At 53.4% G+C, this 24,401-nt stretch carries 15 protein-coding genes; 9 read left to right on the plus strand and 6 right to left on the minus strand.

What is annotated here, in order from left to right:
• Positions 1 to 141 precede the first annotated feature (141 nt).
• The 3 genes from scpB to SH287x_RS04600 form a co-directional block, all read right to left on the minus strand.
• Entirely contained in the window at positions 142 to 903 is a 762-nt protein-coding gene (gene scpB, locus SH287x_RS04590) for an SMC-Scp complex subunit ScpB (protein WP_479517256.1), read from the minus strand.
• Positions 900 to 1,904, minus strand: coding sequence for a hypothetical protein (locus SH287x_RS04595; RefSeq protein WP_479517257.1), 1,005 nt, complete (start codon positions 1,902 to 1,904; stop codon positions 900 to 902). Before SH287x_RS04595 ends, scpB begins: the two co-directional genes overlap by 4 nt.
• A 333-nt stretch (positions 1,905 to 2,237) precedes the next feature.
• Positions 2,238 to 3,605, minus strand: a complete 1,368-nt coding sequence (locus SH287x_RS04600) for a tetratricopeptide repeat protein (RefSeq protein ID WP_479517258.1) — start codon at positions 3,603 to 3,605, stop codon at positions 2,238 to 2,240.
• 335 nt (positions 3,606 to 3,940) lie between these two features.
• Here SH287x_RS04600 and SH287x_RS04605 point away from each other — a divergent pair, with 335 nt between their 5' ends.
• Together SH287x_RS04605 and SH287x_RS04610 are read left to right on the plus strand one after the other, a co-directional pair.
• A complete protein-coding gene (locus SH287x_RS04605; protein ID WP_479517259.1) occupies positions 3,941 to 5,197 on the plus strand; it encodes a serine hydroxymethyltransferase in 1,257 nt (418 codons plus the stop codon).
• Positions 5,198 to 5,709: 512 nt separating this feature from the next.
• Positions 5,710 to 7,527: a serine/threonine-protein kinase gene (locus tag SH287x_RS04610; RefSeq protein WP_479517260.1), complete on the plus strand. Its 1,818-nt coding sequence runs from the start codon at positions 5,710 to 5,712 to the stop codon at positions 7,525 to 7,527.
• A 120-nt stretch (positions 7,528 to 7,647) separates the two neighbouring features.
• On the opposite strand, the gene larE is transcribed toward SH287x_RS04610, so the two are convergent.
• A complete protein-coding gene (larE, locus tag SH287x_RS04615) occupies positions 7,648 to 8,637 on the minus strand; it encodes an ATP-dependent sacrificial sulfur transferase LarE (protein WP_479517261.1) in 990 nt (329 codons plus the stop codon).
• 344 nt (positions 8,638 to 8,981) lie between these two features.
• Here larE and SH287x_RS04620 point away from each other — a divergent pair, with 344 nt between their 5' ends.
• Entirely contained in the window at positions 8,982 to 10,940 is a 1,959-nt protein-coding gene (locus SH287x_RS04620) for a c-type cytochrome domain-containing protein (protein WP_479517262.1), read from the plus strand.
• A 1,454-nt stretch (positions 10,941 to 12,394) separates the two neighbouring features.
• The gene (locus SH287x_RS04625; protein WP_479514981.1) at positions 12,395 to 13,822 is read left to right on the plus strand and encodes an IS1380 family transposase; all 1,428 of its coding nucleotides are present in this window, start codon (positions 12,395 to 12,397) and stop codon (positions 13,820 to 13,822) included.
• Between the two features lie 285 nt (positions 13,823 to 14,107).
• On the opposite strand, the gene SH287x_RS04630 is transcribed toward SH287x_RS04625, so the two are convergent.
• The gene (locus SH287x_RS04630) at positions 14,108 to 14,788 is read right to left on the minus strand and encodes a hypothetical protein (protein WP_479517263.1); all 681 of its coding nucleotides are present in this window, start codon (positions 14,786 to 14,788) and stop codon (positions 14,108 to 14,110) included.
• 360 nt (positions 14,789 to 15,148) lie between these two features.
• Complete coding sequence (locus tag SH287x_RS04635) at positions 15,149 to 18,313, minus strand: protein kinase domain-containing protein (RefSeq protein ID WP_479517264.1); 3,165 nt, start codon at positions 18,311 to 18,313, stop codon at positions 15,149 to 15,151.
• Positions 18,314 to 18,712: 399 nt separating this feature from the next.
• On the opposite strand from SH287x_RS04635, the gene SH287x_RS04640 reads away from it, so the two are divergent.
• From SH287x_RS04640 to SH287x_RS04660, 5 genes are all read left to right on the plus strand, one after another.
• Positions 18,713 to 19,093 carry a hypothetical protein gene (locus tag SH287x_RS04640; protein ID WP_479517265.1) on the plus strand — a complete coding sequence of 127 codons (381 nt, stop codon included), beginning with the start codon at positions 18,713 to 18,715 and terminating at the stop codon, positions 19,091 to 19,093.
• Positions 19,094 to 19,444: 351 nt separating this feature from the next.
• Positions 19,445 to 19,909: a response regulator gene (locus tag SH287x_RS04645; RefSeq protein WP_479517266.1), complete on the plus strand. Its 465-nt coding sequence runs from the start codon at positions 19,445 to 19,447 to the stop codon at positions 19,907 to 19,909.
• A gap of 261 nt (positions 19,910 to 20,170) precedes the next feature.
• Complete coding sequence (locus SH287x_RS04650; protein WP_479517267.1) at positions 20,171 to 21,352, plus strand: class I SAM-dependent rRNA methyltransferase; 1,182 nt, start codon at positions 20,171 to 20,173, stop codon at positions 21,350 to 21,352.
• Between the two features lie 151 nt (positions 21,353 to 21,503).
• Positions 21,504 to 22,673 carry a class I SAM-dependent methyltransferase gene (locus SH287x_RS04655; RefSeq protein WP_479517269.1) on the plus strand — a complete coding sequence of 390 codons (1,170 nt, stop codon included), beginning with the start codon at positions 21,504 to 21,506 and terminating at the stop codon, positions 22,671 to 22,673.
• 292 nt (positions 22,674 to 22,965) lie between these two features.
• The gene (locus SH287x_RS04660; protein ID WP_479517270.1) at positions 22,966 to 24,099 is read left to right on the plus strand and encodes an efflux RND transporter periplasmic adaptor subunit; all 1,134 of its coding nucleotides are present in this window, start codon (positions 22,966 to 22,968) and stop codon (positions 24,097 to 24,099) included.
• Positions 24,100 to 24,401: the final 302 nt, after the last annotated feature.

Raw genomic sequence — 24,401 nt, forward strand, 5'->3', positions numbered from 1 at the left:
ACGCACCTGACCAACAAAATAATGCTAATCGATACGTTGTCCAAGAAAAATCCGCCACGGATTATTAAAAATGAGGCGAATTCCGTATTCAAACTTGACGCAGGTTGATGTAACTGAATCAAGTTTCCCAAAATTCTCCCGTTACGCGGCTTTCCCGGAATCACCAGCCAGATTCTGCGGGTGAGAACCACGTAATTCCCGGGCAAAGGGCAATTGCGAAAGATCGGCCAGACCAAAGTTTTCAAGAAACTTGCGAGTTGTCTCGTAAAGATAGGGCCTGCCAAGACTTGTGTCTTCACCCGCCAGGCGGAGATAACCATCTTCCATCAACTGCTTCAGCAGTTCGACGCACTGGACGCCGCGAATCTGTTCGATGTCGGCCCGCGTCACGGGTTGCCGATAAGCCACAATCGCCAACGTTTCCAACGCTGAAGGGGTCAGCTGAGGTGACTGCCCTGCGGGATTCAGCCGGCTCAACCAGTTCTGATAAGTGGGCAAGGAGTAGAGGCGATACCCTCCCGCAATTTGCTCAACACGCCAGGGACTGCCCGATAGCTCGTAACTTCTGTTAAGCCAGGCAGTTAATTGCTCAACTTCCCTCGCATCGGTCAGGCTCGCCAATTGTGCAATCTTACGGCTCGGCATGGGGCCATCGGCCACAAAAAGAATCGCTTCCACCCTGGCACTGCGTGTTGAGCGAACGGCGCTCGTACGGCCCATGTGCTTCAACTGGCCAGCGACATTCGATATCTCGTCGACCGCCAGCGATGCTCCACGCCTGAGCGCTGTCGTCAAGGCAGGGCTTGTTCCTTCCCGCCAGCGGTTTTGAAAGTGAAACGGCCAATCTTTCGGAAGAGAAGAGGGCCAACTGCATGACCGAGCCAACGGGTGGTTGGCAGTCATCGCTGAGCTCTCCACTCTTCAATCTGCTGAAGAACTTTCTCAACAGCCTTCAATGGCTCACTGGCTTCCGCTTCAAAACGATAGGAAATGCGAGGGTTATCAGCAGGCGTATAAGAGCAGATGAAGACAAACACCGAAGGTTCTGCCCCAGGCTCCAGACGAAAATTACGGATTTGGAGTGCATGTAGCCGTTGAACAGCATCCTGCCATGTCAATGATCCTGTTGGCCCGATAATCGATGGTGGCACAGTTGTCGACCGGGGCACGGATGCCTGAGAAAGGCCAGCCTTATCGGAATCCGCTCTCTCTTTGATGGCTTTGGCAGGCGCGTTTTCAAAGTTGCCAACAGTCTGAATCCCGCGATCAGTCTCGGCGGACAGATCACCAGTATCAGTCGCCTCTCTCTGACCGGAGGGTGGTGCGCCACCAGAAAGAAGCGGCACAGCGCGCCCAGGTGAAAATTCCGCTGGCGGGCTGCTGGTGGGGCTGGTTTTGGCATCTCGTCCCGGAGCCATGGCCCAGTCTTCATTGGCACCAGAAACCGCTTGATTCACACCAAAATCGGCTTCATTTGCCCCTGGGCCTGTTGCTCCACGAGCCTTCTTCGAGAGATCATCCGAGGAAGTGCTGCCGATTCCTTGATTGTCACTCCAGAGAGGTGGCGTTTCAGCACTCTGAGTTGAACCCGGGTTTGCGGCAGCTATGGATCCCGGTCGGGGTAGTCGGGTTTGAGGACTGGAATCGTCAGGCAGCGCACCATGCTCATGAGCATTGAGGCCACGATCATCGAAACCATGAGCATCGCGACGCTGAACGGGATTGAACTCCTCGGCATCCAGACTCAATGTTTGCCCGGAGGCCAGTTCAGGGAACTCATCCTCCAGCCGTGGCTGGCTTTTATCCGTGGAAATCTCTGGGATACCAAAGATGGCAATCAATGGAACCGCAAGAACAGGGATCAGCAGCAGCGTTGTCACAGAGCTTTGAGAGCTCGCGCGCATGATGTGAACCTCCCTGTTCTCGAACGACCGACATCCGGTCGGATCATTGACTTCGATCTTAACCACCTGAATCTGTGGTAAGTTTTTCTTCAGTCGCGACTTTAGTCCACTCCAGAATTCTCCACAATCACAACTCCACAAAAAGGGTGCGGAGTGATCAATTTCCCAGATTCAAACCGGGCAACTCATCACAAACAAGACACCCAATCGCCCCATCTTCTCATTCTCTCTTGATGAGCTTTAGGAAGACACCACCGGAAGCGCATCCCCTGTGCATTCCCATTTGCATCTCCTGTGCATCACATGGCATACCGCGACTGGGTCTTGGAGAATTTACCTGACTTCTGTGCCCGACATTTCCACCGGTACGAATTCAGGAGGAGGGCTTGGTAACGGTGCGCTATCAGAGAGTTCCAATCGTTCGCGCGCTAAATCAGCCCATGGCCCTGAATGATCAAAATCAAGATATCGTAACCAGTGCGGCCGGGCGTTGATCTGCTGTCCAATCTGCTCAAAGAGTTCTGCCAGATGCAGGTGAGCCTCTGGATAATCCGGGTGAAGGTGCAGGGCCGCCAGGAAGGCCTCCTGAGCGGCGTCAGTTTCCCCTGACTGAGCCAGCACGCAACCAAGCTGAGTCCACGCCTCAATATATTCGGAATCACATTCAACAGCCGCGTAATACCGTTCGATGGCGCCTGCGTAGTTACCTTGACGATAGAGAGCGTCAGCCAGATGAAACTGGAGTGAGGCATCGTGCGGGCTGAATAGCAATGCTCTGCGAAACGCCTGAATCGCCGCGACCGTTTCCCCGGCATCGAGCAACGAAGACGCCTTGTGACCCCACTCATAGGCTCCCCAGTGCTCGGTCACTGACTTGGCATCGCTTGCCACGTTATTAAAAGCCGGAAAGAGCAGGGTGGCTGGTTCGTCGTGGTCGCTGTGATCTTCGTTCTCACCGAGTGCAGTGCGATCACTTTCACAGGATTTTTCTGCAAAATCGAAGACACGCTGACCCGATTGAGGATCAAACAGACTGGCACGATCCCGGACAAAAAGCTGGCGGTCTTGTGCCAGAATTTCAAGCTGTGCCAAAGGCCGATCGATCGCAGGCAAAAGCTGTCGTAGCTTTTTCAAACTGGCACTGATCTTTTTGGGAGGGATTCCAGAGGAAATCAGGTCGGCCAGCCGCCTGACCCCTGTCACTTCCTGAAAATCAAAATAGGGGAGACGACACACTCGTCGCACGGGACGAATCAGTCCCAGTCGCTCCCAGTGTCGAATTCGAGAGACAGGGATCTTCATTAATTGACTAAGAATGGCGGGTGTGAAAACCTTCCGATCACCATGGGGGCTATGTTCCAGCCCAATCAGTCGGAGCCACTCGGCTTCACTGAGAATACGAGTCGGAAACCCACGCTCCAGCAAATCGCGAACAGCCTCAAGCTTCATTGAAGGCTGCCCATCTTCTTCGAGGGGCCAACCTTCATCACCGACGACAAGCATTGTGGTTTGCTGCGAGACCTGGGCAGCAAAAACGCCTCCATTCTGCTCAACATACCCCGCCGCTTCCCGGTGAGTCATTGAGGCCAGTGTTCCGGTGAACGCAACTTTCTCGCCCTTCAAAGAGCCGGAACTGATCAGCGGCGGCGAACCAGTCTGTACTGACTGCGAGGTTGTCACGTCTGTGTCCAAAATATCCATCCTCGGCAAATTATCGCACACGATTCGCACTCGATAAGGATACCCCCCTCACCGACTGGCGAGAACAGTACTGCGAAGGAATCTGCCAGGAAGTGGCTCTTTCATCAGCAGGGATTTTCAGGGGAACTGGTGCGGTGGCAGCAGCCCGTCAGACTGAGTATCCTTCATGAAATCACGTATGAATCACCTGAATGACACCGAACTTCAGCCTTTGGATTGGCGTCCCAAGGTAAATATTAGTCCATCACCTTAAATGATCAGTGGACAACCTGTTTTACCCGGCTGGGTGCGACAGAGTTCGTCTGTATTCTGAATTCCCTTCGAGAGAAACTTCCATGACTGACCGACAGCCTGTGTTGACAGTGGCCGATCCTGAAATTGCCTCAGCGATTCGTTTGGAAGAAGTCCGCCAACACGATGGTTTAGAGCTGATCGCCTCGGAAAACTATACCAGCCAGGCCGTACTTGAAGCCGTCGGTTCCGTGCTGACCAACAAGTATGCCGAAGGTTATCCGGGTCGACGCTATTATGGCGGTTGTGAGCATGTGGACACGATCGAATCACTGGCTCGCGACCGGGCGAAAACCTTGTTTGGGGCCGAGTATGTGAATGTTCAGCCACATGCAGGTTCACAAGCCAACATGTCGGTCTTTATGGGGTTTTTGAAGCCGGGCGATACGTTCCTGGCCATGGATCTTTCCCATGGCGGGCACCTGACTCACGGCATGGGTCTGAATTTCTCCGGGATTCTGTATAACGCAGTACATTACGGCGTGCGGGAATCTGATCACCTGATTGATTTTGATCAAGTCGCACGACTGGCCAAAGAGCATCAGCCCAAGCTGATTATTGCCGGGGCCAGTGCTTATCCCCGAGAAATTGATCACGGAAAATTTGCTGAGATTGCCAAGTCGGTCGGGGCACTGTTCATGGTTGACATGGCCCATTACGCCGGGTTGGTCGCTGCGGGAGTCCACAACAGCCCGGTTCCTCACGCCGATTTCGTCACTTCCACCTCGCATAAAACACTGCGTGGCCCTCGCTCGGGCTTTGTACTTTGCAAAGAAGAGCACGGCAAAGTGATTGACAAAACAGTCTTTCCTGGATTGCAAGGGGGGCCTTTAGAGCACGTAATCGCCGGTAAGGCGGTCTGCTTCCGGGAAGCTGCTCAGCCGGCATTCAAGCAATATATTGAACAAGTCATCAAGAATGCCCGCACACTGGCGGAAACCCTCAAATCAGGTGGTGTCCGGTTGGCTTCCGGTGGAACCGATAATCACCTGATGCTCTGCGATGTCACCTCGGTCGGGCTGACGGGGAAGATTGCCGAGCATGCGCTGGATGTTGCTGGTGTCACAGCCAATAAAAACATGATTCCTTACGACTCCCGAAAACCACTTGATCCCAGTGGAATTCGTCTGGGAACGCCCGCCCTCACCACTCGCGGCATGAAAGAAGCCGAAATGAAGCAGGTCGGACAGTGGATTCTCGAAATCTTCAAGACTCCGGATAACGCGGCCAAGTTGGAAACAATTCGTCTGCAAATCTCGGAATTCTGCAAGAGCTTCCCTGTTCCGGGAATCGCCCTGTAACGCCAACAGTTAAGGTTAGTGCATTGTCAAAGTATAAGATTCGGGTCTCTTCTGTTGTTAAGTCCGACAACGGAGGACGTTGCGGCGACATCAACCCGAAGACAAAGCCGTGACACGGCCTGGCTGCAAAACATTCTCCAAAGCATTCTGGTTATAAAGGCTCTTGAGAATGCCAATTCGCGACCCCATTGCGCCTTGTGTGGTGCAATGGGGTGTTTGTTGCGCTAAACACAAATCATGGCCAGCTTTACAAAGTCAGGCACCTGCGGACTTTCACAGTCAGGCATGTGGGAACGCAACAACAAGCGTTGATTGTCGTGAACAACGATAAAAAGCCGATGAAACCAGCATAATCGGTACGGGAGACACCTCGATTCCCCAAGAGTTGGTCACTCCGTAGCGCCATGGGAAAATCGCTGAGCTTTATTTCCTACATCAGTCTCAATTGGGTTTGGGCCAGGCAACAGGTGTTGTCACGTTCCCATTGGAGACCGTGGAAGGAGTGAGCGCGAATGCAGGCCGCAGATCACCTGATCTTCGATGATGGCGGCTTAATGGACGATGAAGCGGCGCTCGAACCTACTCTGGTTGGGCATGAAGCCTTTGGCACTGATGGCCAATCTCTGGATGAGCTGCTGGCGGGGATAGGCTCGCCCTCAGAAACCACGGACATTGATTCAGCGACCCCTCCGCTCACCGACTCTGAACCAGCCAACAATGGCATCTGCACGACTCAACTCACCCGCAAGAGTGGCAGTAAGCCTCGCCCCAGACACTCGCTGTCTACTCCCCGCGAACATCTCAATGCCGATGCCGGACGCAATCGAAACCGGAGCGGGACACTCATTCAGAAACGGCTGATTGCCGCTGCCGTTCTGGTCTGCGTGGCACTTTTAGCCTATTTTCTACGCTCGATGATGGTTGTCAGCGCTCCTTACCCGTATTTACGGGCTGCAGTGCTGCTGAATTCTGTTGTGTGCCTGTTCATTCTCCTGACCAACCGAACTCTGCCATTGGAGAGGTTACGGTTTCTCGAGCTACTGCTGTTCATTCCTCCCACAGCGCAAATTGTGGTGACACAGATCCTGCTGATGTATGAAGCAGGGAGTCAGCAGAATGCGCCCATGCTGCATGAACTCGTTCATCACGGCTCGCTGGGATTGATCATCATGATGATGTCCTACGCGATGTTTATTCCCAATACCTGGCGCCGCGCTCTTTGCTTATCGCTCCCGCTGGCCATTGCTCCTCCCGCGATTGTTTTATACATCCGCTACGCGGTTCCCTGGACACAAACGGTTCTTTCCAGCCAGGGCGCCATCGAATTGGCCGTAACAATGGCGGTCGCTCTCTTTGCATCCATCTGGGGAACCCACACAATTTCTGCACTCAGACAGGAAGTCAGCCGCGCTCGGCAATTGGGGCAATATCGTCTCGCCCGCAGGCTGGGCGCAGGTGGCATGGGCCAGGTCTTTCTGGCTGAGCATCGTCTGTTGACGCGTCCTTGCGCCATCAAGCTCATCCATCCTCAATACGGTACCGATCCCGTGGCCTTGATGCGGTTTGAGCAGGAAGTGCGCAGCATGGCACAGCTCTCGCACTGGAACACCGTCGAGATCTATGATTATGGACACACCGAAGACGGCACTTTCTATTATGTGATGGAATATCTTCCGGGAATGAATCTGGGAGAATTAGTGCTAAGGTTTGGGCCATTGTCTCCTGAACGTACCGTTCATTTCCTGATTCAGACCTGCCGCGCGCTCAACGAAGCTCATCAACTGGGCATGATCCACCGCGATCTCAAGCCCGCAAATATTTTTGCGGCTAAACGGGGAGGAGAGTTCGACGTTGCCAAATTGCTCGACTTTGGTTTGGTTCTTGATTCACGAACAATACGTTCACGCAGCCAAAGTGACAGCAGTCGTCAAACAACGGTCGCCGGATCACCGCTGTTTATGTCGCCCGAGCAGGCGACCTATGAAAGTATTCCCGATGCCCGCAGCGATATCTACGCCATCGGCGCAACCGCCTATTATCTCCTGACGGGGCGCCCACCTTTTGAAGGAAAAACGCCCGTACAAGTCATGATCAAACATGCTCGTGACCGGGTTGTTCCTTTACGCGACTTGAGAGCCGATATCCCCGCCGACGTCGAAGCGATCGTGCTTCGCTGCCTGGCGAAAAATCAGGAGCACCGCTTCAGCACATCCCGTGAACTGGAATTGGCTCTGAGCCGGTGCAGCGTGGCCGGAAAGTGGAGCAACGAACAGGCCGACCGATGGTGGCAAACATTCGCCCCGGAAATCAACTTGCCAGTCAACATTTGACAGGACTGATACACAGGACTGACACCGGCGATTAGCCAGGTCGCTTATTCCGGCACATAACGCTCTTGCCAGCCTTTTTTCACATGGGCGGCTGCGCTGTCCATCACTGGCCCTTCATTCTCAATGTGCCTGTGACTGGTGATGGCCCAATTCCAGCGGAATAAATTCGTTGTGACTTCCGGAACGAAACGCCGCCAGATCCAGACAAATCTGCTGAAAGCCAGCCTCTTTGAGAATCCGCACGCAATCCTCGCGAACAGGCGAAACCACCAGTTTGGGAAGGTCTGTAGCTGCCACCTCAATACGTGCCAGATCATCCGCTTCAACTCTGACGCGAAACTCCCGCAGCCCCAAACTCCTCAGGAAACGTTCTGCCACCTCAACGCGCGCTAAACGTTCCGGTGTCACTTCCACCCCATAAGCCACACGACTGGCAAGGCAGGGGCTGGCAGGCCGATCATGAACAGTCAAACCGGCTTCAAGGGCTAATCGACGGACATCGCCCTTGGTCAGGCCAAGCTCCACTAACGGACTGCGAATCTCAGCCGCACTGGCCGCCAGCAGTCCAGGGCGATGATCGCCCAGGTCATCCACATTGGTTCCGTTGACGCACAAAGGAAAATCGGCGGCCGAAAACCTCGATCGAATCGTCGTATAGAGCGTCGACTTACAGTGGAAACAGCGATTGGGAGAATTGGCCCGGTATTCAGCCAGTTCAAGTTCCCTGGTTTCCAGAACAACATGACGAATCCCGATTTCCTGAACCACGCGTTCGGCAAACTCCCGATCAAATTGAGAGACACTGGCACTGTGGGCCGTCACAGCGATCGCTTCCGTCCCCAGTGCTTGAAACGCCCCCCATGCCACCAGAGCACTATCAACGCCACCAGAAAACGCCACCAGAACGGAAGGGGAGGGCTTGAACCAGCGAATCAGGGCTTCCAGTGAATTCCTGTCACTTGAGACTGGCGGCCGATCTTCCATCAACAGATCACCACTCTGAACATTGGCTTGAGTCATATTCAGCACTGGTAAACAGGATTCCTCCGGAAGATGGCCAGCCCGGAAAGACTCTGTTAATGGCGAAAGAGAAGGGGAGTCAGCAGGCATATTGATCAGTATTGGGAGAAATTAAGGGATCTCGTCACTTCGTCACGAACACATGGCCGGCAACGCAGGTAAGCCGGTATTAAGTGTCAGTTTTGTGTTCTGAGAAAGAATTGCGTCTTCAATTGCCTACAGGCTAATGTAAACGACAAACAGACGACAGTAGACGGTACAAAAAGAACAAGTTCCGTAACCGGCTTTCAATCCAGTCAAGCACGTTGTTATTCTGAATGAGTCGGTATTCTGAAATCACTCAATTGACTCATTGAAAAACAATGACAGTTCGAGTGAGAGCAGGTGATCCAACTCATTGATCGCATGGACAAGGCGAGTGAGGAATCGTTTTCATGAGTCTCTCCATCTCCCACCGTTCTCGACGCTTGGCTGTCATCGCCGCGCCCACAGGGCTGGCCTTGCTGGCTCTGAGTCTCTGCTTTTTTATGGCAACCTCCGTTTTGGCAGCCATCACGCCTGAACAGCGTCAGCAACTGGCAGAGTTGAGATCCGAACTTGTCAAGGTGCCAGCGCTGGTCTCAAAGAAAAAGACAGAAGAAGCGACCGCTGCAATCACATCGATCGAAGAAAAGCTTAATGGACTGGTCAAAGAGGGTGGGGTGGCCGAATCCGAAATCCTCGTCAGAGGTCTTCGTAAACAGCTGGAACTCCAGAAAGGGTTGTTAGCAAAACAGGAAGCGATTGCCGCATCAAAAACGCCCACCAGCTTCGCCAAAGAGGTCGCCCCCATCCTGGAAACAAATTGCGTCTCATGTCACGGCGAAGACAACCCCCGCGGTGGTCTGCGAATTGATACTTTCGCCGGTATGGAACGAGGAGGCTCCAGCGGTGCCCTGGTCGTTGCGGGTAATCCCAACCGCAGCCCTCTGGTCATGCGGTTGGTCACGACCGAAGCTCGTTATCGAATGCCCAAAAACGAAGAAGCTTTAAAACCTGCCGAGATTCAGGTCATTGCCAAATGGATTGCCGAAGGGGCAAAATTTGACGGTACAGAAAAGACCGCATCTCTGGGCTCTTTAGGGGCCATGGCTGACGGTAAGCCAAAACCTCCAGAAGCCCCTCTCACCATTGCCAAGCCCACGGGCGGCGAGAAGGTCTCATTCATCAATGACGTTGCTCCCACACTGGTAACGACCTGCGGACAATGCCACTTGGGAAATAACCCACGAGGAGGCTTCAGCGTTGTGACGTTTGAAGCGTTGATGCGTGGCGGTGAAAGTGGTCGCGTCATTTTGCCGGGGAATCTGGAAGGCAGCCGGCTCTGGCGACTCGTCAACGCTGACGAAGCTCCCGTGATGCCACAAGGGCAGGGCCGCATTACCAGAAAATGGCATGCGAACTTGCGAACCTGGATCACAGAAGGAGCCAAGTTTGATGGCCCTGATGCCAAACGCCCCTTGCTCCAGCTTGTCCCCACACCCGCTGAACTGCGCGCCCGGGAACTGGCGAAAATGTCCCCCGAGCAATTCCTGGAAAACCGCCGTAAAGATACCAAAGAAAAATGGGAGCTGACTCTGGGGTCAACGGAACCAAAAATCGTTGAAACGGAAGAGTTCATTCTCATTGGCGATGTTGGCGAAGCCCGCTTGAAAGAATTGGGCGAAGTCGGAGCCGACTTTACCAAAGCCTTGAAAACGACCTTTGGGATTAAGGACTCACCTCTCTGGAAGGGGAAGCTCGCGATCTTTGTCTTTAAGGAACGCTTTGGTTATGAAGAGTTCAACCAGACAATCAATCGTCGTGAAGTACCGCGAGAGATTATTGGCCACGCCGATGTCACACCCACACTTGAAACGGCGCTCGTGGCGATCTTTGATGTGGGTGATGATCCCTCTGAAAAATCACCCGGAGCAGCTCTCAACCTGGCGGAACAGTTGGCGGCAGCCCTCCTGCTCAAAGGGGGCGGCGACCTGCCTGACTGGTTGATTCGCGGAACGGGTTTGTCACTCGCAGCGGGCGGCCCGATCGGTAAAGGGAATCCCTATATCGCGGGGCTGAAACCACGCGCCGCCAGTGCCATGCAATACAGTATCCAGCAACCTCAAGATGTCTTTGCCGACGGGACATTCTCTCCTGCCGATGTCGGCCCTGCTGGATACACTATTGTCGAATTCCTGATGCGTAACGGAGGAAGCACGAATTTCGGCAACTTCGTGAAACGAATCCAGAATGGGGAAAACACGGCAGACGCATTGCAGGCCGTCTATCGGCAAGATGCCAGAGTCATGGGCGCCAGCTTCCTGGGAGTCAGCGGAGCAGCCAGCGGCGGTAAAAAAGGCCGCAAAAACTAACACCAACTCTCAGTTTCATGTCAGACGCATTCCCATTTGAAATGGCGCTCTGTGTGCCATGCTTGCAGCAGCTTTGGGCAAGCATGTTTTTTGATCGTCAACGCGCTATTTCAGATTGGGATTCGTATTTCGCCTCCAATGTGAGAGTTGATTTTCAAGAGAGTCGCTCACTCACGATGACGCGCATGAGAGAATTGGCCCCCCTTGCCCATTCCGATGGGAGAGGGCCGGGGTGAGGGCAAACCGATCTTTCAATATCCCACACTCTGTCCTTATAAACACCATCACCCATTATCTATCGACAAGCAGATCATATATATCTACTATATATCTACGTAGGGTGCATGAAGCGCAGCGCAATGCACCAACTCCCAACGTTCAAGTAGCTATAAACTGTTGTTAACACGGTAGGGTGGGTTAAGGCTTTGCGCAACCCACCATCTCTACTAAAACACCTACCAACCACGAACCGCCCCCGCAAAAAAATACCACTACTCTGGCGGCGTAAGACCCATTCGTATATCAACAACCGGCTCCCATACGCCGCCCCAAACTCCGAGAGGAGAGCGGCCACAACGGGGCCGCGTATCTTTAGCCCACGTCCCGGCCGATAGGCCCAAACCCCGTAAGGGGGCCCCCGACCACTCTTGCGAGCAATCGGGGGCCGTGAAAATTCCAGCAGTGATCAGGGCCAATCCACGAAACATCCTTCCACGAAGTCACCCTCGCTGAAAAACATGCCGTCGGCCTGTCTGATTCAGTGTTGGGCTGAATCAAACGTGATTGTGTTGGCATTCCCTCGTCACAAGAAGTGGCGAATGAATAAGTGCCAATAAAAAACATTCAGTTTTGATCAGAAGTGTTTTGCGTGAGCAACTCACCTTTGATGAACTGTTTGTCAGTCTCGAATTCGAGGGAAGCGTCCACAATCGGCGCTTCCGCCAATGGGAATGACTCCCCATTGGCAAAGGGTGGCCCTGACCGAGCCGAGAGAGAGTCTTCTGTCCGGAATCACAGGCGAAAAAGACCTCAACCTGCGAGGTGCACCCAAAACGAAGCCTCTCTACCCCATCACCCCTTGTTGCGCGAAACCGCATTAATTCCAGCGCCCTGGCGGCGTAAGACCCATTCATCAACAAACAACCGACCCTCATACGCCGCCCCAAACCCCGCAAGGGGCTGGCGGCGTAAGACCCATTCATCAGCAAACAACCGACCCTCATACGCCGCCCCAAACCCCGCAAGGGGCTGGCGGCGCAAGACCCATTCGTGAACAAACAACCGACCCCTCATACGCCGCCACGAAGCCCGTAAGGGCATTAAGGGGAGCGGCCACAACGGGGCTGCGAATCTTTAGCCCGGATTTCTCACAGCGCAGCATAAACGAGACGCCTGGATTTGCGTAAAGTGTTGTTACCACACAACTCACCACGCCAGCACAAGGACGTCTCGTCATGACAGAGTGTAACACGCAGCAGCTGCTCTTTCAGCACCACGATCGCCGGGAAGTGGTCGCTGATTTTGACGGCGGGAAGATCACTTCCGATGCCGGGGGGCTCTTACTCCGCGAAGTCGAAGAGCGGTTCGGCATCGTCCGCCAGTTGGCCGGGTGTTTCACCGATCATCGCGATGAAGAACTCATTGAATTCACCGTGGAAGAACTCCTGCTCCAGCGGGTGATGGGGCTGGCTTTGGGGTATGAAGACCTCAACGATCACGAACAACTTCGCCATGATCCTCTCCTGGCGCTGCTCTGTGGACGAAAGGATATCACTGGCCACAATCGCCTCCATCCACAAGATCACGGCAAGCCGCTGGCGGGCAAGAGCACGCTCAACCGGCTGGAACTCACACCGCCCGGAGCCAGTGCGAAAAGTCGCTACAAGAAGATTGTCGCCAGCATCGACCAGTTGCAGGAAACGCTGGTCGATATCTTCATTCGGATGAAGGCCAAACTGTGCGTACCGCCAGAACTGATTCTCGACTTCGACGCCACAGACAACCCCATTCACGGCGATCAGCTTGGCAAGTTCTTTCACGGGTACTACCAGAATTATTGCTACCTGCCGCTGTACTGTTTTTGTGATGGCTGGCCGCTCCTGGCCTTACTCAAACCCTCGAATATCGACGCCTGTGCGGGCACCGTGGAGGTCTTGGCGAAGATCGTTCCCAAGCTGCGTGCTGCCTGGCCTCAGGTGCGGATCATTGTGCGTGGCGACAGCGGCTTCTGTCGCGAAGCGATCCTGCACTGGTGTGAACAAAACCGCGTGGATTATGTCTTCGGCCTGGCCAAGAACAAGAGATTGCTGAACATCATCGGGAAAGAATTGCACGAGGCGCAAGCTCTGTTCGAGCAGACTCAGGCCTCTTCCCGGGTGTTCAAAGACTTTGAGTATCGCACCCGGAAAAGCTGGTCGCAGGCCCGCCGGGTGGTGGGCAAGGCTGAGCACTTATCGAAAGGGAGCAACCCCCGGTTCGTGGTGACGAGTCTGCCGGAAAGACGCATGGCTGCCCGGCCGCTATACGAGGATCTGTATTGTGCTCGCGGCGAGATGGAGAACCGGATTAAAGAACAGCAGTTGTTCCTGTTCGCCGACCGCACGAGTACCCACGCCATGCGCAGTAATCAGTTGCGGGTGCTGTTCTCGACCATGGCGTATGTGCTGCATAAAGCGCTCAAGGAGTTCGGCCTGAAAGGCACGTCGCTGGCGACAGCTCAGGTCAACACGATTCGGGCCAGGCTGCTCAAGATCGGTGGACGAATCAGTGTGAGTGTGCGACGGGTGGTGCTGTCGTTGTCGCAGGCGTATCCGTATCAGGCGCTGTTCCGAGAGATCCTTGGCAACCTCCGGCGTCAGGAACGGACACCTCTGCGAGTGTAACCAGCCTATGGCTTAGAAATCAGGAGTTTGCCAAGGCCTCTTCGGTCGAAGACCTGTTTCGACAGCGAAGAGCGGGGAGAAGTTCTGCGCTGAGCAGAGTAAAAAACCATGAACCCGCCGGAAATCCGTTGCAATTCCGCTCCGCGATCACGAAATCCCCAACGATCGGCCCCCACCAGCCCTCCAACCGATTACCAACCAGCAAAAAAACACCACCCCCACGCCCTGGTGAGATATCCGGGTTAGCCCACGTCCCGGCCGATAGGCCCAAACCCCGCAAGGGGGTTAGCGGCGGCCGCGTGAGGTTCGATAGCCGTACTCGATTGCGAACCAGTTCGCGTAACGTTCGCGGTCGATATAAGAGCGATTGCGGTGATCGTTCAGATGCCCGATTTCGTGAATCAGAACATTGTTGAGATAGAAGTCTTTAATCGTCTGAGGCGTCCATGTCAGTTCCCAAATCCCTCCAGATTCTTCCCAGACGCCGCCGTACATCTGCGAATCAATACGTAATTGAGGCCGGGGTTCTCGGGAATAGCGTTCAATCAGACTTTCTTCGAGCGGATAGAGGTACACATTCGGCCCCCACTGCATTCCATACAGGGGGAAGATCGCCCGCTTTCTTGTCATGCGGCTTAATTGCACGACTTTCAGATCGCAGATGAAATGCTCAGGGAGCAGTGAAATTCGTTCACGAATCTCCTGTTCGGTCACAACATGACAATGGGAGACACCGGGCGGTTCAATCACACAGCGGTAACCCTCTTTTTCTGTCGGTTCATGCCAGGTCTCTGGTGCTGAGAACTGGCAGGCACGATCCATCCGACCCGCAGCCCGACTGCGATGGGCGACTACGGGGCGAACAATCGACCGACTCCCCGTCTTTAAGTTGACGTGGCGTGAAGAACGGTGTCGCCCCTGGGGCGAGTCTGAGCGTCGGTTATTTTGATGAATTGAGAATCGCATAGACAGCTGACTTCCGGGCGCCAAATGCACCCTTGGTTTCTGTCGCTCGTCGTTGAGCGCCGCCGCGGCCTCTTGCCTGCTCCGTGATGATTGCCGCAGGGGACAATCCCCCACGCCGATTCATAGATCGTCAACCAGAGCAGGACACGTTGCAAGTGTACACTTTAAGTTGAAGTGCAGGGCGGCGTTACGACGGAAACAATTAAATCGCCTGTGGCTGAACCACGCTGGAGGTGTCGCAACATTATTTCCAGAAGCAGGTTACGTAAAATGACTTCGTCGAAAAATCTGTTCACTGGACGTGCTGCCACTTTTTTTACTGAAACAAGTGAAAGACGTAACATGCTTATGGGAAACAGCTTAGTGCGACATAGCCCCCACGCGATCCAACTCTCGCCCAATGATCTTGTCCGATGGTTTGGGGATTTTGGGTGATTTAGGGGTCAGGAATTCATCGCCTCCTGGCTCTTCAGACTTGAATGCCACCTTCTCGATGAGGCGACTGCCACCGGTGGCTGACAGATCAATGATTCCTCCACTGATGCTTCCTGGTGCGCGGTCGCTGACATTTCCTTGCGTCATTCCTCCAGTGAACTTCTTCCACTGATCAGCATTAAATCCGGAAACAACCCGCAGCTCAGGCCCTGTCAGACCTGCAAACAGATTACGACGAATGGCGATTCCCGATGACTCACTTCCCGGAGCTTTGGCAAACAGAATCCCGGTCGCGCTGCGGACAAACGTGTTATTACTGATCGCCAGACTCACCCATGAAGAGGCGCCATCCAATTGAATGGCTGTGCGACATTGGAAAAAACGATTCTCACGGATCTGGATTTTTGATGCGTAGGAATCACATTCAATTTGAATACCCACCGCCAGAGGCCCTGCGAACACGCACTTCTCAACCAAGAGATCCGCCAACGTCTCAGTGGCCTCCATTCGAATGGCAGTGGCCTCTTCACTGGTTGTTTCAAACTGAGTGTTGGTCACTATAAATTCTTTGTCGTTCAGGCCAGAAACATTCTTTCCTCGCAACCCCGTCTTGCTGAATCCGCTGATCATGACGTTGTCCAAAGACGTGCCATAAAGGTAATCCCCCACCTCAACGGCAGTCTCGTGTTGAGAAGCATTGATCGTCACGCCTGTGAGCACCAACCCTTGCACATCACGAATTTTGACGACCGGGTCGGCTCCTTCTGATGTTCCAGTAATGATCACAGTGGCAGGGCTTGTGCCTTTGATCGTAATATTCTCTGGCCATTTTCGACTGTTTCCCCGAGGATCCAGCACAATTCGCTCGGGATAAGTCCCAGCGGCAACTTCAATGGTAAAGCGATCTTTCTCACCTTGAGGTTTAAAGTTCGCTCGGACTTTCGCCAGTGCATCCGAAATTCTTTGGAAGTCACCCTTCGGGCCAACCGTGGCAGATCGTCGTTCAATCCATTGAGGATCATACCGACCGTAATCAACAGCCCGGCTCGAAGACATTGATCCCGCAGCAAAATAACCAATACCAATCACCAACAACCCGGCCACCACGCCCCCGGCGATCAAGACCTGGGGCCGATTTTTCTTAAAATGAGAAGTCAGCTGTTCAATCAATTTCCCAGACGAAAACGAAGACGCCGACGAGCGAGACTTCGAGCGATGAGAAGACCGGCTGGCCAAGTTCCCTGGATTCGCCCAGCTCTCACCAGGCATCGCATCCTCAACCCCTTCTGCAATTGAAACTTCGACCGCAGGGAAGTGGCTTGCAACTGGCCTGACAGGCTCCGCAGTAGAACTCACGGCTGCAGGAGTCGCTGCACGAACCAACTTGGCCACTTTCCGTACAGGGGGAGAGTTTGCCGCTAGATTCTCTGGAACAACTTCAGCCATCATGGCTTCAGGGGAAACAGCCTCTGTTCGAGAAACTGTTCGAGGAGCCGAATGTTCGGCTGGTGCGGCGGAAGTCTGGTCTTGAACGGTTGATTTCGCTTTGGCAGAACCGGCAGAGGATTTGTTCAGGACATTGGCAGAACGAACTTCGGATGGAGTCTTTCCTGCCTTCGACGAGCCAGAGGATTCCCCGGCCACTCCAGAAAATACTGACGATCCCTGATCACTGGATGTTTCTTGAGAAGCAGAGGGAGCCGGTTCAGACGACGCGGTGAAATTGAAGTCAGCAGCGGCAGAAGGTTTGGTGGCAGAAGTGGGTTTCTTCTTTGAACTTCCGCCCGAATTTCGATTCCGCTGAATCGTGCTGGAGACAGGAGCGGCCGTATCCCCCAGTGAAGAAAGGAACGTCGAGAGATCATCTGCCGGGGGAAGGGGAGCCGGAGAATCGACCGCAATGGCTTCTATAATCTGCTCATTCGCGTTTTGATTGTGAGAACTGCGAGTGGGCGTTGTCGAAGATCCCGAAGAACCGGTTGCAGGGAAAGGCACCGGTGAAAGGGACGCCAATCGATGACGTTGTAACCAATCCGCATCTGCGTGGCGTTGTAACCAGTTCAACAGAAGATCGGCCACACTTTGGGCCGTCGGGGGGCGGTCGTCACGTGATTTGGCCATCATTCCCCGCAAGATCTCTGCGAAATCTGCGGGAATATCAGGCCGTTTGCTTTCAATGGTGGGCGGCTCTTTCGTCTGATGGGCCATCAGTCGTTGCGCCAATGTCCCCTCGGTAAAAGGAGGGTGACCCGTCAGCAGGAAATAGAGCGTACAACCAAGACTGTAGATGTCTGCCCTTGCATCGACAGTATGACTGTCAAGCGCTTGTTCTGGAGCAAGGTAATCGGCAGTCCCCAGCACTTTCTCATCGTGCTGGATAGTCAGTGCATCGTCACCAGAATCACTGAAGAATCTGGCCAGCCCCAAGTCAAGGACTTTGACAACCCCCCCATGATCCACCAGCAGATTCCCCGGCTTCACATCACGATGAACCAGACCTGCTTCATGAGCATGGGAAAGGCCCAAAGCTGCCTGTCGGACATAATCAGCCGCATCAATGAAAGGGCAGGGGCCATGCTTCTGAACAAGTTCCTGCAAACTTTGCCCGTCAACAAATTCCATCACCAGAAAGTGGATATCGGTTTCTCGATCTGATTGATGGTCAACATCATACGCCCGAACAATATTCGGATGATCCAGCGAAGCCACCGCCTGGGCTTCGCGATGAAACCGCCCCAGATAAGAACTGTCCGAAACGCGTTTCTGTGGCAGCACCTTAATGGCACATCGGCGACGCATCACCACATGCTCGGCCAGATAGACCGAACTCATCCCCCCTTTGCCCAGCAACGAAAGCAGCCGGTATTTCCCCAGGAAAAACCCTTTATGCTTTCCCAGAAGCAGTTTTTCTCCCTGCCAGGTGGTCACAGCCTGTTTTTGCACCAGATACTGTGCCAGGCCCATGGAATCAGGCTCTCCTTGGGCACTTTGAAGGTACTCATCGACGAGCCGGCTCAGCCGATCTTCTTCGACAAGGCCACTCCGCCGGACAGTCGCAAGGAAGGATTCACTGTTAAGTTTTGCGGGCATTGACAATTCCGCTAGCGACAGATGCTCTGCTTGTGCCATGACAAGGCAAATTTTTGTGAGAAAACCGCCAATTGTCCCAAGCATATCACGAAAGAAATCGATGTGAGCGCAGGATCAGAATAACAGAAAGGAAGAGACAGTTCGCTTCAACTTAATCATTCAGTTCAACAAATTGAACTTGAACGATAGACCTTCGAGCAGGACATCCTAATGAAACAATAAAAATGGGTAACCATCCCCACCCAGTATCAGGCTAGCACTCTGTCAATCAGAGTTCTACAGTTCATAGGATGACTTTTGATGTTTCATCACGTACTGACAGCCCCGAGTCGTGATGGGAATTTTCCCACTGGAATTTCTTGCCCTTTGGTCAGCCTGAAGTGTGTCGGAGCAAAACTCATGGATCGAGTCGAAGATTCCTTGCATTCAGCCTCAAATTCAGCCCCACGTGAAGCCGCAGCGACCAGTCATTCCAACAGCAGGAAAGGCACTCCTCATCGGCAGGAGGAACACGAAAACTCCTGGAGCAATCTGGGATGGCCCCTTTTGATGGGAGGGGTGGTGCTGGTGTCGCTGAACAGTCTGGAAAGCATTTCTTCTCTCCATTGGATGCCCGCAATCTGGTTCGTCAATCGTAACCTCTGGTGGCTGGTGGCTGTTCTGATGTTTGGAGGGGGAGTGGTGGCATTGAGTTCATCCCGTGCGCCTGACCATGAATCCTCATCACTCACTCGGCAAGAACCAGAGGCCCTTAACGGCAATCAGGAAGATTTCTCCTGAAGGAACTGACCTGATAGTGATCACTTTGCCCCGAAATATGGCGAGCGACAACCCGGATCAACGGCTCAAAAAACAGTCCAGAGGCAGACAGGGCAGGGCAAGCATTTCGTAATGCAGGAATTTTTGATAGTCTTTGCACTGAAGTTCGGGAGTCAAATACGATTTTTGACCACCTGCCCGCTAGCATCACACGACACGACCATGTCGCAGAACCAACTCATCATGTATGAGAAATTGTGATCCTGGGCAGGGACTCGTGACGTAATTTTTTTTGATACCGTCAATTCACTCCAGGCAAATCATCGCCTGGCGAACGAATTCATGCAGGAATCCGCAAGGCAGGCTGAAGCGATGACCACTGTTTCCCGTATCTTGATCGCCGACGATAACTTGCAGAATTGCGAGTTGCTTGATGCTTATCTGGCATCAGAAAACTACGAGATCACCATGGCCTATGATGGTCAGCAGACACTGGAAAAGGTGGAGCAATGGAAGCCCGACCTCATTCTGCTCGACATTATGATGCCAAAGCTGAGCGGTTTTGAAGTCTGTGCCCGGCTGCGAAGCAATCCGGCCACGAAGTCACTTCCCATTCTGATGGTGACAGCACTGAATGAAATGGGAGATATTGAAAAGGCCATTACCGCCGGTGCTGATGACTTCCTCACCAAACCCGTTAACCGCCTCGAACTCACCACACGTGTGAAATCGCTATTGCGTGTTCGTCATCTCACCAACGAACGCGACCGGTTGCTTGCCTATGTGGAAGAAGTCGATCAACAACAGGCACGCCTGCGCGCTCAAATGGCTGAATGACACCAGCCAAGCGACTTCTGATTTGACCGCTTAAATAAAGTGCCATGTTGAAAATGTGCCATGCCTGCGGCTTTGAGCAAGCAGGCTCAGACAACCTCCCTCTCCCCTTGTGGGAAAGGGCCAGGTTCACGAGGAGAGAGGGAGGGAGCGGTGAACCACAAGCGTTCCCACTCGAAATATTCGCCCCTTCAGTCAATTCCCGCTCCTGTTGGCACACAGTTCTCAAGGAGTTTTAATAATCGATGATAAAGGACAAGGCTTTTGACGCGAGTTGTAACAGATAAATTTTTTGCCAGAGGCGGGGCACGCCATCCCTGGCTCTTTGACTCATCCATCGAACGAGTCGACGGCACTCCCGGGATTGGCGAAGAAGTCACTGTCGTTGGTTCCCATGGGAAATTTCTGGGATACGGCCTGTTCAATGCCTCCAGTCGGATTCGCGTCAGGATTTATTCCTGGGATGAGTCAAAACCTTTAACCGACGACTTCTGGCGCGAACGAGTGCGCAACGCCTGTCAGATTCGCAACCTTTTCATGCCCCCAGCCACGAATGAAAATGGCATGCGGCTGATCTCAAGCGAGGCTGATCAACTCTCCGGCCTCACAGTTGACCGGTACGGAGATTGGCTATTGGTGCAACTGGGAGCACATGCGCTCCATTCACGTCTGGATCTTCTGATCACTGAGGTGATGGCACAGACAGGAGCCAAAGGATGCTGGCTCCGAACAGAGAAGGGGATTCGTCAAGCGGAAGGCTTACCTCAGATTGATGGCCTGCTGGCAGGGGAGCCACCTCCTCCTCACCTGAAAATTGTCGAGCACGGATTGACTTATCAGGTGAATCTGATTGATGGTCAGAAGACAGGCTTCTTTCTGGACCAGCGTGAAAATCGCCGCCGGGCTGCTGACTTTCTCTATGGCTCCCTGCTTGATGTCTGCTGTTATTCAGCGGGATTTGGTATGAATGCGCTGAAGCAACAAAAGGTGACTCATGTGATTGGTGTCGACACCTCTAAGCTGGCTGTGGAAACCGCCCGGCAGAACATTGAGCAAAATGGATTCTCCGCTCAATATGAACTTCAGCACGGTGATGCTTTTGAATTACTGACCCAATATCGCGAAGAAGGGCGGCGGTTTGAGTCGATTGTTTTAGACCCTCCCAAACTTGTGAAAAATCGCTCCACTCTTGATGCCGGGTTGAAGGGATACCATTCGCTTAATCGCATGGCTCTCGACATTCTGGCTCCAGGAGGCATCCTGGTCACATGCAGTTGCAGCGGATTAGTCACGCACGACATGTTTCAAACCACACTCCGCGACGCCGCACGTCAAGCGGGACGCGACTTGCAAATTCTCGAAGTTCGCGGCCCTTCTCCCGATCATCCGCAGTCTCCTCAATGTCCCGAAACTGATTACCTCAAATGCTATATCACGACCGCATGAACGCGGGTGATCGAAACCATGGCTGATTGATCATCTGGTTCGCTCAGGTAACCAGATCCAATAGCACTCCCCCAGGGAGCAGGCCATACTGTCAATTCTCATGGAAACTTGCCGGCCCGGTGCCAGCCCACGTTTGGAAAGCTGCTGACTTATGAATGCGCCGCGTCGCCTCCGTCGAGGAGAAACTCCTCCGCAATATGTCCCGAAAACTCGCCCGGCCGAACAATTGATGCTGGATGCCTCAGCAGAAGTGAAGGGGCCGAATATCCTTTGCAATACTTCGGGCCGTGCACAGTTTGCCTTCGCCCTGGCAGCAGCACGCCCGGAACTTCAAGTGACTTGCTGGTTTCTGGATGTCTATCAGCGAGACCAGGCGGCTCTCGCTCCTCAGGGAATTCCCGAAAATCTTAAACTGGTCTGCGAGGCCGATTTTCCAGAATTGGAATTTCAAACGATCTGCCTGGTTCTGCCCAAAACAGGGGAAGCAGAACTGACCCGCGATCTCCTCCAGCAAGCCATACAACGATTAGCCGATGGGGGCACGCTCATCGCGACCACCGACATGCGTGAAGACCAGTGGCTGCACGAAGAACTGGGGCGGTTATTCCCAAAAATCACACGGCGGCCAGTTCGCAAGGGGGTGACCTATCTGGCGGTTAAACCCGAAACCGTCAAAAAAGTGAAAAACCACGACTGCGAATTTGCCTTCCGTGATGGGGAACGCATTATTCGAATGAAAAGCCGACCAGGAGTCTTCGCACATCGCAAACTGGATGTGGGGGCTAGAACCTTGATCTCCGTTCTTGAACCAATGGAAGCGGGCCGTATCGTCGATATGGGCTGCGGCAGTGGGGGAGTGGCTGTCGCTGCCGCATTGAGACATCCCAACCTTGAGGTGCTCGCTATTGATTCCAACCCAAGAGCCATCGAATGCACTCGCTGGGCCGCCACAGAGAATGAAACCTCGGGCATTGAAGCGATTCTCGACGCCAAAGGGGAGTCCCTCGAGTCGGACAGTATCGACGTCGTTTACGCCAATCCCCCTTATTTTTCTAACTATCGCATTGCTGGCATCTTTATTGAAACGGCATTTCGAGCATTAAAACCCGGTGGCCGATTCTATATTGTGACCAAGGCACCCGCCTGGTATCTGGAGTCACTACCGTTTCTGTTTGAAGAGGTCAGCAGCGAACTGATTCGCGGCTACTCCATTGTGAAGGCAGTGAAATCTCTCTCCGGGAAAATGCCTGCCCCACCGGTTCAATATGAAGAAGTGCGCAAGCCCAAGAAGCGTCGCAAACCGAAACTCTACGAGGAATAATTCGGCAGTCTTCTCAACGGCCCCCCCTGAATATGCCGCGAATGATTTTCCTGCCAGAGCAGGGGAGCGATCGTCCCTTGAAATTTAGTCGGTCAATTCGACAGGTGTTCCACACCAAGTCGCCAGGTCTGGTCGTAAAGCGGATCCATTACGAAGAATCCTTCATCTCTCACTTCACCCCCCTCAATCGATTTGACATGAAGGATTCTCCGTACGTAGCGTGATGGGAAACCGGGAAAAATTCTCGGAGCTTTCTTCTGACCACCCTCGGCCGTTCGGAAAGGTGTTTTTCATGAGATTTGACCTGCGGGGACTTTACACTTTCGCCTCATCGGCTTTGGTCTGTGCCACCACGATCTTCGCAGATCCGGCATGGCTTCTCGCTCAGGAGACTGAAGGAACAAACGAACCCAAACCTGTCGCCAACCCCGGCGATCAGATTGTGATCAAGCGAGAGTCATTGCAACTGGTCGACCCCCAGCGATATCGCTTTAACTTTTCCCTTACACCCAAACAGCGGGTCGAACTTGTTGCACCTGCCGATGGGATTATTCGTGCGATTTCCGTCAAACCAGGGGCAAAGGTTCTCGCATCGTCAGAGCTGCTGCGACTGGAAAACACACGTGCGAAATTGCAGCTTGATCGAGCCAAAGCCCTCTATCGCGTAGCGACGATTGAGCAGAAGGGAGTCGACGGTTCTGAAGCGGCGAAATCCGTTGCAGATGCTCGACTGGAGGCAGCCAAAGCTGACCTTGATCTGGCTCAGTTAATCTTCGATCAGACTTCAGTTCGCGCTCCATTCGATGCCGAGGTCGAGCGGATTCTGGTCGCACCGGGTGAATTTGTGAAAGCTGGTCAACCCGTGGCCGTCATCTTCGACCCCGCTCAAATGGTTGTTGAGCTTCCTTTAGAACGCTCTGCTGCTGAAGTGGGCAAGACTTACAAGCTGAAGGTTGAAGCGAATGAAATTGAAGGAAAAATCGACGCCGTCCTGCCGTTGAATTCCCGCTATGATAACCTTCGCGACCTCTTTGAAACGGTCACCAGCGCCGTGGTTCTCTATGAGAATGCCGACGGAAAACTGAAATCCGGCATGACGGTCTATCCATCCATCATCCCGCGGCAAATTGTCTCCGAGATTCCCACAGCCGCCATACTGAATACCGGAGATGGAGCACGGAAAGTCCAGGTCGTGCGCCTCAATGTGGTGCGTGATATCCCCGTAACAATGCTTGCTCCCATTGGCTCAGGTCGACTCTTTGTGAGCGGCCCGTTCCTTGCCGGAGACGAAGCCATCTATCAGTCGTCCCATGAATTGCGTGATGGGTTCCAGATTCAACCCAGTGTCTTGCCCCCAGCCGGGACTGCTCCCGGAAAGGCTCCCCCTGCCGGACGGCCCGCACCAAATTCTGATGTCAGTTTCTGATCCTTTAGAGTCTGATTCTGGCATTTTCTTTGCCAGAGCAGGGCGATCAAGGTTTTAACGGCCGCTCAGTTTCAGCAGCGGTTCAGAGGCAAATCAGCCTTTGAACCGCTGCTTTTTTTGCGCCGATCTGGAAATGAATCGACCAGAACAACTATTGTGATTGGAAATGTCGTTTCAATTGTTCAAACTGTTACGCTGTATGGTTTGCAAAAGTGAATCGTCTGCCAGACGCAGAGTTTTCCAGGCAAGCAGGTTCTCTTGTTTGCCATACCTTATTTTCGTTGATGACGAGTATGACATGA

The sequence above is a fragment of the Planctopirus sp. SH287 genome, assembly GCF_056500625.1.